This window comes from Brevibacillus brevis NBRC 100599 (assembly GCF_000010165.1).
GTDB classification, from domain to species: domain Bacteria; phylum Bacillota; class Bacilli; order Brevibacillales; family Brevibacillaceae; genus Brevibacillus; species Brevibacillus brevis_D.
Genome location: NC_012491.1, coordinates 5320001 through 5333593, shown reverse-complemented (window position 1 = coordinate 5333593; position 13593 = coordinate 5320001). Strand labels below are relative to the sequence as shown.

General features: G+C 47.7%; 12 protein-coding genes (1 of these 12 running past the window's edge). 7 read left to right on the top strand and 5 right to left on the bottom strand.

Going from position 1 to position 13593, the window contains the following annotated elements:
• The first annotated feature begins 222 nt into the window (after nt 1–222).
• Together BBR47_RS25320 and BBR47_RS25315 are read left to right on the top strand one after the other, a co-directional pair.
• Entirely contained in the window at nt 223–822 is a 600-nt protein-coding gene (locus BBR47_RS25320; RefSeq protein WP_015893290.1) for a TetR/AcrR family transcriptional regulator, read from the top strand.
• Between the two features lie 65 nt (nt 823–887).
• Nucleotides 888–2117 carry an MFS transporter gene (locus tag BBR47_RS25315; RefSeq protein ID WP_015893289.1) on the top strand — a complete coding sequence of 410 codons (1230 nt, stop codon included), beginning with the start codon at nt 888–890 and terminating at the stop codon, nt 2115–2117.
• 42 nt (nt 2118–2159) lie between these two features.
• Here BBR47_RS25315 and BBR47_RS25310 read toward each other — a convergent pair whose 3' ends face one another.
• Nucleotides 2160–3338: an oxalate decarboxylase family bicupin gene (locus BBR47_RS25310; RefSeq protein ID WP_015893288.1), complete on the bottom strand. Its 1179-nt coding sequence runs from the start codon at nt 3336–3338 to the stop codon at nt 2160–2162.
• Between the two features lie 153 nt (nt 3339–3491).
• On the opposite strand from BBR47_RS25310, the gene BBR47_RS25305 reads away from it, so the two are divergent.
• Complete coding sequence (locus BBR47_RS25305) at nt 3492–4253, top strand: DUF4241 domain-containing protein (protein ID WP_015893287.1); 762 nt, start codon at nt 3492–3494, stop codon at nt 4251–4253.
• Nucleotides 4254–4322: 69 nt separating this feature from the next.
• Here BBR47_RS25305 and BBR47_RS25300 read toward each other — a convergent pair whose 3' ends face one another.
• Nucleotides 4323–4886, bottom strand: a complete 564-nt coding sequence (locus BBR47_RS25300; RefSeq protein ID WP_041749648.1) for a hypothetical protein — start codon at nt 4884–4886, stop codon at nt 4323–4325.
• Between the two features lie 157 nt (nt 4887–5043).
• Between BBR47_RS25300 and BBR47_RS25295 the strand changes: the two genes are divergently transcribed.
• Nucleotides 5044–5631, top strand: a complete 588-nt coding sequence (locus tag BBR47_RS25295) for a TetR/AcrR family transcriptional regulator (protein ID WP_015893285.1) — start codon at nt 5044–5046, stop codon at nt 5629–5631.
• 81 nt (nt 5632–5712) lie between these two features.
• Here the strand turns inward: BBR47_RS25295 and BBR47_RS25290 are convergent, their stop codons facing one another.
• The 3 genes from BBR47_RS25290 to BBR47_RS25280 are packed head-to-tail and all read right to left on the bottom strand — an operon-like array spanning nt 5713 to nt 9474.
• Nucleotides 5713–6861, bottom strand: a complete 1149-nt coding sequence (locus BBR47_RS25290; protein WP_015893284.1) for a Ger(x)C family spore germination protein — start codon at nt 6859–6861, stop codon at nt 5713–5715.
• A gap of 8 nt (nt 6862–6869) precedes the next feature.
• Nucleotides 6870–8390, bottom strand: a complete 1521-nt coding sequence (locus BBR47_RS25285; RefSeq protein WP_015893283.1) for a spore germination protein — start codon at nt 8388–8390, stop codon at nt 6870–6872.
• Nucleotides 8368–9474, bottom strand: a complete 1107-nt coding sequence (locus BBR47_RS25280) for a GerAB/ArcD/ProY family transporter (RefSeq protein ID WP_015893282.1) — start codon at nt 9472–9474, stop codon at nt 8368–8370. Before BBR47_RS25280 ends, BBR47_RS25285 begins: the two co-directional genes overlap by 23 nt.
• A gap of 113 nt (nt 9475–9587) precedes the next feature.
• Between BBR47_RS25280 and BBR47_RS25275 the strand changes: the two genes are divergently transcribed.
• The 3 genes in view from BBR47_RS25275 to BBR47_RS25265 are tightly spaced (at most 18 nt apart) and all read left to right on the top strand, a layout consistent with a single transcriptional unit that may run on beyond the window.
• A complete protein-coding gene (locus tag BBR47_RS25275) occupies nt 9588–11870 on the top strand; it encodes a DEAD/DEAH box helicase (protein ID WP_015893281.1) in 2283 nt (760 codons plus the stop codon).
• Nucleotides 11860–13236 (top strand): ribonuclease H-like domain-containing protein, encoded by a 1377-nt coding sequence (locus BBR47_RS25270; RefSeq protein ID WP_015893280.1) that lies wholly within the window; start codon nt 11860–11862, stop codon nt 13234–13236. Before BBR47_RS25275 ends, BBR47_RS25270 begins: the two co-directional genes overlap by 11 nt.
• A gap of 18 nt (nt 13237–13254) precedes the next feature.
• On the top strand, nt 13255–13593 hold the 5' portion of the coding sequence (locus tag BBR47_RS25265; protein ID WP_015893279.1) for a hypothetical protein. Its footprint extends 111 nt past the window's final position; only the first 339 of its 450 coding nucleotides appear in the window; the start codon lies at nt 13255–13257; the stop codon falls past the right edge of the window.

The following is a 13593-nucleotide window of genomic DNA, read 5'->3' as shown; positions in this document are numbered from 1 at the left end:
GCCCGTAGGGTGGCTTTGGCTCGACGGTCCCCTTTTGGAAGTGTAGACGGACAGTCAATCCCCCAGCTGGCGTGTCAGAGTAGAAGAGACCTGTGCTTTTTCTTCTCCTCCACTATGTTGACTCAAACCAAAATGCCCTTCAGGTTTGCCAAGTATGTTTGTAACGCTTATAATACTGAATGAAAGTTCAGTATTGTTGGATGGGAAGTTGGTGAAGTACCGTTGAATAAAAAGAAGCAGCAAACAGAGCAGACCAAGAAGAAAATAGCGGACGCGTCCAGAATCTTATTTATGCAAAAAGGCTACAAGGCTACATCAATAGAAGATATCGTGAAAGCTACTGGATACAGCGGCGGCAACATTTATTATCATTTCAAGAGCAAGGAAGGGCTGTTTTTACATCTGATTGAAGCTTGGAACAGCGAATGGGAAGAGGAATGGCTGGCCAAGGAACAGCTCTATACGACCTCGATCGATAAATTGTATGGAATGGCTGAACATTTTGCGACCGATTTTATGAACCACCCGCTGACCAAGGCTGCTGATGAATTTTTCGACATGTTGGAGAAGCCTTCGGATGTGGAGGAGCGTATCAACAAAATGATCCAAGGCTATATTGACTTTAATCAACAGTTGCTCCAGAAGGGGATCGATAACGGCGAATTTGAAATGACGAATGTAACCGGAGTCGCCATTATCTTGGACAGTCTGATGTTTGGTTTAAATCAACACTCGCGCCGAATGGAACGAGAGGAAGCGCTGGCAACTTTTCGGTTAGCGATGGATGTGTTTTTATTTGGAATTGCCAAACCGTCCCGCTAGCTTTTTTTACGCGACTATCTAGAATGGATATTCAGTATTTAGGTAATGGATTGGAGGGATAGGAAATGGCTTTATTATTAAAAAATCAGGGAGCCTTATTGATTCTGATGTTCAATATTTTCCTTGTCTTTACGGGGATCGGGCTTGTTATACCGATTATGCCAAAGTACATGGAGAGTTTGGGAATTACCGGGGGGACTATCGGTCTGTTAGTTGCAGCCTTTTCGCTGACGCAGCTTCTTTTTTCCCCGATTGCCGGGCGATGGGCCGATTCGTTCGGAAGAAAAAAGATCATTGTGATCGGCTTGGTCGTATTTGCTATTTCGGAAGTGATGTTTGGAATAGCGAATTCTCCAGTCCTGCTGTTTGTTTCTAGGTTGTTAGGCGGGATTAGTGCCGCACTGATTATGCCGGCCGTAATGGCGTACTCAGCAGATATTACAACGAATGAAGAACGAGCGGCCGGTATGGGATATATTACGGCAGCCATTACTACCGGTTTTATTATCGGTCCAGGCATTGGAGGATACATTGCGGAATTTGGTATTCGCGTACCTTTTTATTCGGCAGGAATTGCGGGATTAATTGCTGCGTGCATCACGTTGTTGATCCTCAAAGAATCGAAACCTACGGAAGAATCATTAGCGGACTCTTCTTCAAGTGAAAAACAACGAAGCAGTCTTCTCTCCCAGTTAATGTACTCCTATCGAGAGCCTTATTTTTTCAGTTTGATCATTGTGTTTGTCATGTCTTTCGGACTGGCTAATTTTGAAACGGTCTTTTCCTTGTTTGTCGACCACAAGTTTGGGTTTGAGCCGAAAGATATCGCGTTTATCATTACATTTGGGTCAATAGCAGGCGCAGTGGTTCAGCTTACTGCCTTTAGCTGGATCATGAATCGCTTTGGCGAGAAAAGGGTCATTTCGATCTGTCTGCTCTTTGCTGGATTGTTTATTATCCTGACGCTTTTTGTTCACGGATTTTGGATGATTTTTGCCGTTACCTTTATCGTATTTCTGGCGATCGATATTTTGCGACCGGCCATCAGTACCCAAATGTCGATGCTTGCAAAGGATCAACAGGGGTATGTTGCTGGCCTTAACTCAGCCTTTACCAGTCTTGGCAATATTGCAGGTCCTATCGTAGCTGGCTTTTTATTCGATATCGATATCAACTATCCATACGGGCTAGCGTGTCTGATTTTGCTTATTTGTTTCGTCTTATCATTAGGAGTGAAAAACCGCAACCTGAAGGATGCTAAAACGGCTTCCAGTCAAGCATCCATTCAAGGATGAGGAAACACGGAGACCAGTCCATTGGGGCTGGCCTTTTTGTATTCACCGGACATAGCCATATCCAGGATATTTGACTACTGGCCATTTATCCTTGCGCAAGGCATCCAGAAATTCAGGACCTACACACAGGTTGGAAGCGACAAGTTCATGCGGGGTGAGTGCCATCCATTGATTCAGCGACACATCGACAAAGCGGTCGCTCTTGAACATTTCTAAAAACCACACTGTTTCCGTCCCGGTATTTTGGATATAGTGCCCCGTTGCAAAAGGAACGTAACCGACATCACCTGCTTGGTAGTCAAAGGTTCGAGCGTTGCCATTTCCGGTAAAAACGGTCATGCGTGCTTGGCCTGAAATGTAATATTGCCACTCGTCGTTATTGGGATGCCAATGCAGCTCTCTCATGCCACCGGGACGTAGCTCTACGAGTGCTGCCGCGATTGCTTTGGAGATCGGAAAGTTGCGTGAATCGACGATGCGCACACTGCCGCCAGGTGTGATCAGTGGGCGTTGCGCAAGTAGACGGTGGGTAAAGGGAAGGGGGACGGTTCCGTATGGGGATTCCACTTCATCTCCTTCTATGGAACCCGGAACCTCGTCTTGATAAATGTACACTTGCTCGCAAGGAATGTCGGCAAAGGCTGATTCAGGCACACCAAAATTCGCGGAAAGCACATCTGTTGGCGTATGAGCAAACCAATCGGAGATCGATAGCGTATTCAGATCGGAAAAATGCCCATCGTCGAAAACGAGCAAAAACTCGCAGCCTTCCTCAAGTCCCTGAATCGAGTGGGGGATGCCGGGAGGGAAATACCACAGATCGCCTTTGCCGATATCTGCGATAAAATTTCGTCCGCGTTGGTCGACGGACGTAATTCGTGCACGACCGAGTAGCATGTAAGCCCATTCCGCCTGCTGATGCCAGTGCAGCTCGCGCACACCGCCCGGCGTCAGGCTCATGTTTACACCCGCAAGTGTAGTGGCGATTGGCAGCTCGCGAATGGTGACTTCCCGGGACCAACCACCATGATTTAACGTCATGAAGGCATCTGAAAAGGAAAATTTCAGATTGGGCAGCAAGCCCGCATCTGTGACGGGAGGAACGAGCATATTCGGATTTTGCCGATCACGCATGATATTGCGTGGGCCGAGATCGACCCATCCGGTCCCGTCTCTCCTCATCGGTTGAGGAATTTGATTCCCTTTGTCTGGCGGATTCATTCGGGGCAACCTCCTTGTCGTACTTCATCCACTAACCATGCCTATGCATCGGCTTGCCCGTTATGCATTCAAGCCGTTCTATCGTTTCTATGGGTGATTCTGTATAATTTTAGGAGTGATTGACAAATTGACAATAGTAGGATGGGAATAAAGATGAATAAGATTCCAAACGAGCAATGGTTAGCACGATATGAGCAAAAAAAACAGATGTTAGAGCCCCAAGCTGATTTACACGCCTATTTCACATCAACGGAGATCAGTGGGAAACCAATCAACCTGCTTTCTTTGGGGGAAATTACGATCCCTACTGGAGACATCATCGTTCGCGATCCGCTTGCGTATCTGGAGAGAAATAGTGCCCCGTATTTTCGGAAAGTCCCTACAGGAACCTTCCCATTAACCGTTTGTGTGGTAACCGTCGAAGAAGATCACTACCGGTATGCAGCTGCTAAGGTGGAGTTCACAGATAAAACTCCCCAAAAATTTACGGAAGCCCTCCTCGGAGACGAGAATCTCGAAAATCTAGAGGAAGGTGAATATTTTGGCTTTAATGTAGATGCAGGCCTTGCCACTGTGGTAGATGTCAAAACGAGAGATGCTTATCTGGATTTTTATGATAGCTGGAAAAAGGAGAATCCAGACGGCAATATTTACGATGGATATTTTGCAGATGTTTTTGCACAAAGTTACAAAGACCATCCAAAATATCAGAGAAGCGCTGGAGATTATATCAATTGGAGGATACCAGGCACCGATTTATCGATTCCGATGATTCAGACGGGATTTGGAGACGGAGCCTATCCTGTCTATTTTGGGATAGATGAAAACGGTCAAATATGCCAGCTGGTGATTCAATTTATTTGCATTGAGCTTGCATTTGGTGAGGATGACAGTGAAGACGAGGATCATGCATAAATAAAGGTGCCCATGAGAGATTCTTGTAACATGAATCACTCATGGGCATTGTTTGGGCAGGAAAACCTCTCACCAATCCTTTTTGGAAACGGTGCCTTGCTTATCTTTCTTTGGAAAAAGAAAATAGCTGGCTGTAAACAACAGATCAACCCCCAGAACAACAGTCCATAGCCGGAGAACCTGCCATAAAGAGGCAGTTCGTTCTGCATCATCGATAAAGTAGATGGTCCCCGCTAAGAGAGCCGCCCCAATTACATAGGAGAAGAGATGCCTAAACCAGCTTTTGGCGTAATACTTGGCATACTCCATGCCGTATAGCTTGGGTTTAGGCGTACCTTGCTTCGTGACGTATTGCTGAAATTTTTCATCCGCCCATTGAATCATGCTTTTCCCAAACGCAAGCGATACCCCGATATAGACGGCAGCAAGCGCATGCGGAATCGTTGCGGTAGCTCCGCGATACAAATCCACGCTCGTGACGACGAGCAAAACCACATCAACAATGGGCGTCAGGGCGAGAAGAAAAAGCCCGGCCTTTTTTTGTTTGAGCACATACCTTGTGAAAAGGCCAAGTACAATGACCACCCAAAATGCGATTTCGCATGCGACAATCATCCATGCAACAAAATTCACTATACAAGTCCCCTTTTCGGAAGTTTCTTCTCCTGCATGAGGAGTTTTTTTATAATACATCTGTGCTAGCAAAAAGAATTTTACCATCGGTTCTTAAATAATACAACTGTATTGTTAAGGGTTGCTTGCCCTTTGCAAAGCTTGTTAAAATACAACTATGCCAAAAATAATCGATCATGAGAAAAGAAGAGAACAAATAGCAGAAGCAACGTGGCGTGTCATTGTCGAGCAAGGAATGGAGGGGGCGACGGTAAGGGGCATTGCAAAAGAAGCAGGACTTTCATTAGGTGCTTTGCGACATTACTTCGCAACACAGGATGAACTGCTAATGTATGCTATGCAGCTCGTAAAAGAGAGGGCGACAGCTCGGATTGCTGATATCGCCGCCAATGAAGAATGGGCACCAAAAGAGAGAGTCACGAAAATTTTTCTGGAGCTTCTCCCTACGAATCAAGAAAAGATGGTTGAAATGGAAGTGTGGTTTGCTTTTACGGTGTACTTCCGACACAAGAGAGAAGGCTTTGATGCACAGCACGACGGGATCTATGCCGGCGTCCGCAAGCTGTTGGACTCTGCTGATCAAATGAATCTATTACGCAAAGGGCTAGACAAAGAGATAGAAACAGAAAAGCTCTATGCCGTCATCGACGGTCTGGCGCTGCATGCCTATCTCGAACCACAGCGTGTCGATGGGGAGCGGATAACGAAAGTGTTGGAGCATCATCTTGCATCCTTGTTTCATTAAAGGACTTTTCCCAAACATACAGTGAATCCAACTAAAACCAAAAAGCCGGGATCAGTCATCATAGACTGGTCCCGGTTCGTTTTAATGCTCCCGAATCTTGGACAAATTTCCCCCGAACAGCTGTAGCTTTACATCTATACGTGAAATCGTATCGGGACGTAGGGGCAGCTCCCCGTTTTTCGTTAGCTTGTGCCATGCCTTGGGGTCTTGGCGATAGAGAGCGTCCGATAATTGAAGCACATCCGTCTGCGTTTTTTGTCCAAGTTGGTAGGTGTGCATAATCTCCTCAGCAATGCTTTTTTCCGCCCATTCCCTCAAGTTCTTCTCTGGAACGGCTTTCACCAATTGGGGCATGTTGGCCTTTGTACTCACCTTGAGATGAAACGTCACCTTGTCGTCTTCCACTTGCGGGATGATCGAAGGCTTGATCTTTTCCATGACGAGGGTGGTGATGGGCTCACCATTATGGAAAACGGTAATGCCAGGACGGCGCGAATCTTTATCCAACCAGCGCAGGCCCATGATTTCCGAACGCGGCAGGCAGAGTTTTCGTTTCTTGTTTTGCAAAAAGCAGACGCCACTCATGATCAGGGTGGGATGCTTTTTTTTGTTTTCGGTCCACTGTACTTTGTTGGTACTCAATATGGGCAATTGCACGGTTTGTCCACTTTCTTTCCACTTCCAAATAAATTTGTAGAGGAACAAGGGGGCTACTACAGAGCTTTGTCGGTAAATATCCTCCGGGTCATTTAATTGGGAATAAAGAATGGAGATGTTGAGAATCGGCTTGGCGTTAAATAAGTCTTCAATCGGCTCTCGCGTTGCAAATGTCCATACGGTATAGCGAAATTCGTAATAGCGGTCGATCACATCTAATAATTGATTAATCACATCTTGCTTTAAGGCATCCTCGGAAAAAACAATGGCCTTGATATGACTCCAGGACAGACGCTGCTGGGCAGTCCGATACAGATTGAAGATGGCTTCATCCAACGTTCTTCCTTCTCCCTTGCCGACGGAAATCGTTTGCGGATTGCGTTGTCCGCTTGCTTCTTGTTTGGCGATGTTATTGAAACTGATAATTTGCGCGTAAAACACAAATTTCCCTTTTACATAGTCGATCCCGATGGAATTGACGTAGATCATATGCTCGATTTCTCTGGCGCCCCAGCATCCGCTTAACAGGGAAGAGATCAATACAATTGTGAAAAAACATCGTCGTTTATGCATAGCGATTGTTAATTCTCCTTGTTTGATCTGGTTTTTTGCAGCATTTTGGGGACGCTTCCCCATTTTCCCCATGGGATACGAAAGACGACTTTCCACAGATCCTGAAAAACAGGGGGAGAGATTGGTTCGAGGTAGTAAACCCCAAAGGATCGCAAATTGGTTAGGTACAGTGCGATAATCCCAACCATGATGAAAAAGCCAAACAATCCGGCCATGCCAGAAACAAGCAAGATAAGGAGCCGAAGCAAGCTAACGGTACCAACGAGGTCTTGATTGACCAGCGAAAACGTAGACAGTACAGACATGGCTACTACCACCAGAATCCCTGGAGCGGTTAGGCCTGCACTGATGGCGGCTTGTCCGATGATCAGCCCGCCAACAACGGACAAGGTTTGGCCAAAAGCCATAGGAAGGCGCATCCCCGCTTCCCGAAATAACTCAAACAATAAGAGCATCACGATTGCTTCAAAAGGGACAGGGATAGGGACGCCTTGTCGGGATAAAACAAGTGTGGCTACCAACGTATATGGGAGCTGGTCTTGATGATAGGTAATCAAGGCGATCCAGAAGCCAGGCAGAAACAAGGCTAATATGAATCCGAACAATCTCATGAGCCGGGTAAACGCGCTGTACCAAAAATAGGAGTAGACATCTTCCGGCGTATTGAATAAATAGGTCAGCGTAACAGGAGCAATCGTGGCGGAAGGAGAGCCTTCCACAAAGATGACGAATTTTCCGTGCAACAAGGCGTTCACAGCAAAATCTGGCCGGCCTGTATACTCAAACAGAGGAAACAAGGGGATGCGCGTGCCTGTCAATATATCTTCCAACTGCGTGTTGCTCACAAGTGCCTGTACTTCCAAATTGGAAAGTTTTGTGCGAATCTCTTCTAAAGTATCCGGATTGATCCGATTTTTGAGAAACAGTAAATTGACCTTGGTGTGCGTTTCATCACCCAACCTGTACTCTTCTACGGCGAGCCGATTGGTTTTGAGTCTCTTCCTGATTAGCCCGATGCTGATGTGTGGTTCCTCGGTAAAGCCATCTCGCGGTCCTTTCACAGAGACCTCTGTATTTGATTCTTCGGGGGCACGCTGCGGCGGGTCGGAGAGTTCCATCCAATACAGCTTGTTTAACGAATGAAAGAAGAGGAGCAGTTCCCCTTCGAATACTTTTTTGACAAGATCGTCAGGGTTTCGATCATCGGTGACCTCTTTCAAAAATAGCTCACTGTATTGCTGCATGTCCAAAGAACTCATCATGGGAGCCGTTTGATGCGTTTTGGACAATTTCGGGACTACATATTGATTGATTTGCTTGATATCGCACAGACCCTCAGAATAAATAATGGTCACGAGAGATGAATCCTCCCCATTTCCTTGATAAGGGAGGCTAATCGTATCAATAATGACATCCGCACATAAAGCAAACAATTGGCGGAAATAGTCCTCGGTTAAAGGCTGGTCATCTGGAATGGATGGTGGATGGTCGTTTGGGACAAATACATCAATTCCCTTTTTTCTCCTCATGAATCATTCCCCTCCTTCGACTGGTCCAGTTTACGAGCACGATAATGACGAATGAGTAGACGACCATCGTATAAAACATAAATGGAAGGATGTGAGCGGTTAACATGTCTAAAAACACGTTATCGCTGAAGGGGAGAATGGCAATGGCAACCAGAAGGGAAGCGAGCAGGACAAGGACCATCATTCTTTTTGCGTTGCTATCTAGTCGAAGAATATCGACGATGAGAAATAGCGTCAGAGACATGCGAATAAAAGCACCTGAGAACCACTGGTAAATACTTAAAAAATCCATGTGCTCAATATACCGGCCAATATTAACCAAGCGCCATTCCTCGTAAGCCGGATATCTCAGCTTCTCCGATTGCGCAGGGCCGAATTCGGCAATGGCCCCCGTAACTGGTCCAAAGGTCAGTCCAATTAAAATGACAGCAAAGATCAAAAGTGATAGTAGCGAATACTTGGACCTGATATGTTGCTGCATGAACAGAAGGATGATCAGTTCAATCAATCCCGCCCCAACAAAGACCACGCCTTTCCATACAGGGAGCATGCCGTATTCCAGAAATGGTTTCAGCAATATATAGCTTTTATGCGTGTAGTTGGCAGACATGACAAAGAATCCAAGAAAGATGACAAGCGGCAGGAACAGGACCGCTGTGTTTGCGATGGAGCGTATGCCCAAGTATGCATTGGTCAAGCAAATACACGCCAACAGAAGGGCGATAAAAAAAGTGGGCATTTTCGGGGAAAACGCGACATGAATCCAGGTAACCGTATCTCTCATCGTAATTGCACACATCATGAATAAATAGACACAGGCAATGGCTGCCAATACATTCGAAATAGCGGGATGGTACGCTTTTCTCAGCAAGAGAAAGACACTTTGTTGACGGGTTTTGGTAAAAGTCGAATAGAGAAGACAGACCCATACAATGAAGAAGATACCGGCCAAAATAACGGAAATCCAGGCATCTCGTTTTGCGGCATCCATCAAAATCGGGATGACAATTACATGGTTCATTAAGCCAATGGTGAGCATCAGCATGCAGACTACCTGAAAAAAGGTTAAAGTAGCGTCTTTCATGAATATACCTCTACGTACTTGGATTGGTAGTAGTATCTGTTCTAAGTGGATCTTTATTCCATGTTTACATGCCGAACGTCCATTCGTAAAATGGTAGCAAGAAGGTGACGAAAATGAATTTGAAAAAAAATATCGCAGCCATATTGGATCACATAAAAACAGACGAACGATTTCGGGATAACATTGCGCATTGGAGGGTCATTCCTGCCCGTGAAGCAAAGTCCGTTCCATTTCCAAGTGAGCTGGACGGACGAATTCGAGATGCCCTAACGAATAGAGGCATTCCCTCCTTATATACGCATCAAGAAACGTCTTTTCGCCATGTGCGCGAAGGTAAACACATCGTTGCGGTTACGCCCACGGCTTCAGGAAAAAGCATGTGCTATCATTTGCCGATCCTCCAGACGCTATCGGAAGACACGCAAGCACGGGCTCTTTACTTGTTCCCCACCAAGGCTTTGGCGCAGGATCAAAAGTCCGAGCTGCACGAGCTGATTACGGAAATGGGACTCTCCATCAAATCAGAAACGTATGATGGTGATACACCTGCAAATATCCGGCAGATGGTACGCAAGGCAGGAAATATCGTCATCACCAACCCAGACATGCTGCACTCCGCTATTTTGCCCCATCACACCAAGTGGGTGTCCTTTTTCGAGCATCTCAAATACATCGTCATTGACGAGCTGCATACATATCGTGGCGTTTTTGGCAGCCATGTCGCCAACGTCATTCGGCGGTTGAAGCGCATTTGCGCTTTTTATGGGAGCCACCCGCAATTTATTTGCACATCGGCGACCATCGCCAACCCGAAGCAATTGGCGGAAGCCCTGACAGAAGAAGAGGTGGAGCTGGTCAACAACAATGGTGCTCCGTCTGGCATCAAGCATTTCCTTTTCTACAACCCGCCCGTGGTTAACAAGCAGCTCAATATTAGACGCAGTGCCACATTAGAGGCGCGGGACATTACTGAGCAGTTTTTGACCAATGGCATTCAGACGATTCTGTTTGCGAGAAGCCGTGTACGTGTAGAGATTTTGCTCACGTATTTGCAGGAGCTGATTCGCCGCAAGCTTGGGCCAAAAACGATCCAAGGGTATCGTGGCGGCTATTTGCCGAGCCAGCGCAGAGAGATCGAACGCGGCTTGCGCAATGGCGACATTATGGGTGTGGTCAGCACCAATGCCCTGGAGCTTGGGGTAGACATCGGACAGCTTCAGGCATGTGTCATTACTGGCTATCCTGGCTCGGTCGCAAGCACATGGCAGCAGGCAGGACGGGCAGGAAGACGGCAGGGGGAATCCGTCGTCGTTATGGTCGGCAGCTCCACGCCATTGGATCAGTATGTGATCGCCAATCCGGAGTACTTTTTCGACCGCAGTCCGGAGACAGCGCGGATCAACCCCGATAACCTGATTATTTTGGTGGACCATCTTAAATGTGCCGCATACGAGCTACCGTTCCGTGAGGGAGATACTTTCGGACGTGCGGAAATCGTGGAAATTCTGGAGTTTTTGACCGAGGAGCAGGTGCTTCATTACTCGCGGGGCAAATGGTTCTGGATGAACGATTCATTCCCGGCCCACAACATCAGTCTGCGGTCAGCTTCGCAGGAAAATGTCGTGATCATCGACATCAGTGAACGGGGAAATGAACGTGTCATCGGGGAAATGGACCGTTTCAGCTCCATGACGCTTTTGCATGATGAGGCCATTTACTTGCATCAGGGGACGCAATTCCAGGTGGAAAAGCTGGACTACGAGGAAAAGAAGGCGTATGTCCGGGAAGTGCAGGTCGATTATTACACGGACGCCAATCTGGCTGTTTCGCTGAAGGTTTTGGAGCAAGATCAGTCCCGTCGTCATGCGCAGAGCACGTTGGCTTATGGCGAAGTGGCTGTGAATGCGATGGCGACGATCTTTAAGAAAATCAAGTTCGAGACGCATGAAAACATCGGCTCGGGACCGATTCATTTGCCGGAAGAGGAGCTGCATACAAATGCGGCGTGGATCGGCTTTTCCGAAGCGTTGCTGGGTGAGATCGGGACTGAGGATGTGGAGCGTGGCTTGGTCGGTTTGGCGCATGTGTTGCAGCACGTAGCTCCGCTGTTTGTCATGTGCGACCCGATGGACCTGCACGTGATACCGCAGCGAAAGGCTGTTCATTCGCAGGAGCCGACGATTTTTCTGTACGACCGTTATCCGGGGGGCATCGGCTTGAGCGAGCAAGTGTATAAGGAAATGGAGACGATTTTGACGCAGGCAGAGCGGATGATTGTCTCTTGCCCGTGTGAGTCAGGCTGTCCATCTTGTGTGGGAGCGACAGATGACGGCAGCAAGGGGCTAGCCATGACCTTGCTGCGAATCGCTCAAGGGGGAAGTACTTATGTCTCTTAAATCCAAGCTGCAACGGATGAAGGGACATCTCTCGCTGGAAACGGACAAAGCGGTAGTGCCAGCAGTCGAACTGGAAACGTCCATTGGCAAGAAAGAGCCAGAGGAAGAGACGAGTGCGGCTGTACTAGCGGACAGCAATGCCGAGCCACAGATACCTTTTGCCGACAAGTGGAAGGAAATGCAGGCATCGCCCTACATCTGGGATGACGAGTACGTCATGATTCGCGAAGTTCGCTATCCGATCGATCAGCAGCATGGTGCTTACGTTTTTTCCGAGCTGCATGAGGCGATCCGTATGTGGGAAGAGGCTGGTCGAGAGCATCCGCTGTCCGCTGCGGGCAGGAAGCCAGAAGACTTGCTGTTTTTCGATACGGAGACGACAGGGCTGTCAGGCGGGGCAGGCAATGCGATTTTTCTTTTGGGGTACAGTCGTTTCGAGGGGGAGCATGTCGTGGTGCGCCAGCACTTTCTCCCGGGCCCGCATGCAGAGGTGACCTTGTACCAATCGTTTTTGGAGCAAGCACAGAAGTCCTCGCATCTGGTGACCTTTAACGGAAAGTCCTTTGACTGGCCGCAGGTGCGGACGAGGCATACACTGGTGCGCGATCAAGTGCCTGCTTTGCCTACCTTTGGTCATTTTGACCTTTTGCACGGGGCGAGGAGACTGTGGAGGGCGGAGCTGGAATCGTGCCGATTGGGAATCATCGAGCAGGAAAAGCTGGATGTATTTCGCGAGGATGATTTGCCCGGTTATTTGGCACCGGTGCGGTATTTCGACTTTTTGCATGCCCAAGACCCTGATGTCATCGAAGGCGTGCTACGTCATAACGAAACGGATGTCCTGTCTCTGATCACGATGTACATTCACATGACACGGCTATTGGTAGGGCAAGCGAGTGCAACGGTATCCTTCGAGGAAAGCTACGAAATTGCCAGATGGTACGACGCGCTTGGAGATCAGGAAGCCGCTATGGAAGGCTATCGCCTCGTCGCAGACAGTGAGCATGCGTGGAGTAACCGGGCCAAGCTCGCCATCGGTCATCTGTACAAAAAGCAAAAGGATTGGCAAAAAGCCCTAACCGTTTGGGAGTCGTGCATTCAGTCCACCGGATATGTCCCGGAAGAGGTGTATATTGAGGCTGCCAAGCTGTATGAACACCAGCTGAAGGATTGGGAGAAGGCTTTGCATTATACGAAGCAAGCGTATGAGCAGTGGAAGAAGCGCGGGAGTCTGTTGCGAAACAGGTCCAAGGCCGACGCAGAGGCGTATCAAAAGCGAATCGATCGGTTGGAAGGGAAGCTTCGTGGAAACGAAGCGGAAGAAGAGAGCCTGTTGTCCGGATTTTTGGATTGGGCGGATGAGTAACCATCTGGGGGGATTGGGATGAGGCACATTGTCTTGTTTTTGATCGTATTTCTACTTCTAGGTGGTTGCTCCGCTAATGATGACTGGGTGCATACGTTTACGGGGGAGAGCGATAATTGGATTGTGGTCATGGAGATCAGGCCAATTGAGAGTGAGCACACGACAGTTGCCTACCCATTTTATTTGACAAAGAAAATGGAGAATCAAGTAACGAAGCTGTATGCCGAAGCCGATTTAGTCAACGGGGGTAGAGCTAGCAACCTCAATCAAATTGATCTGGAAGAGATCAATGAAAAGCAGCAGCTACTGCTTTTTCAGGAGTACCCGAATCTCCTCTCACCCGATTTTCCTGGCAAA

Excerpts from the sequence above, each read along its gene's own strand:
- BBR47_RS25310 (WP_015893288.1), bottom strand. The coding sequence starts at position 3,338 with ATGAATCCGCCAGACAAAGGGAATCAAATTCCTCAACCGATGAGGAGA.
- BBR47_RS25315 (WP_015893289.1), top strand. The coding sequence starts at position 888 with ATGGCTTTATTATTAAAAAATCAGGGAGCCTTATTGATTCTGATGTTC.
- BBR47_RS25305 (WP_015893287.1), top strand. The coding sequence starts at position 3,492 with ATGAATAAGATTCCAAACGAGCAATGGTTAGCACGATATGAGCAAAAA.
- BBR47_RS25290 (WP_015893284.1), bottom strand. The coding sequence starts at position 6,861 with ATGCATAAACGACGATGTTTTTTCACAATTGTATTGATCTCTTCCCTG.
- BBR47_RS25295 (WP_015893285.1), top strand. The coding sequence starts at position 5,044 with ATGCCAAAAATAATCGATCATGAGAAAAGAAGAGAACAAATAGCAGAA.
- BBR47_RS25270 (WP_015893280.1), top strand. The coding sequence starts at position 11,860 with ATGTCTCTTAAATCCAAGCTGCAACGGATGAAGGGACATCTCTCGCTG.
- BBR47_RS25280 (WP_015893282.1), bottom strand. The coding sequence starts at position 9,474 with ATGAAAGACGCTACTTTAACCTTTTTTCAGGTAGTCTGCATGCTGATG.
- BBR47_RS25275 (WP_015893281.1), top strand. The coding sequence starts at position 9,588 with ATGAATTTGAAAAAAAATATCGCAGCCATATTGGATCACATAAAAACA.
- BBR47_RS25285 (WP_015893283.1), bottom strand. The coding sequence starts at position 8,390 with ATGAGGAGAAAAAAGGGAATTGATGTATTTGTCCCAAACGACCATCCA.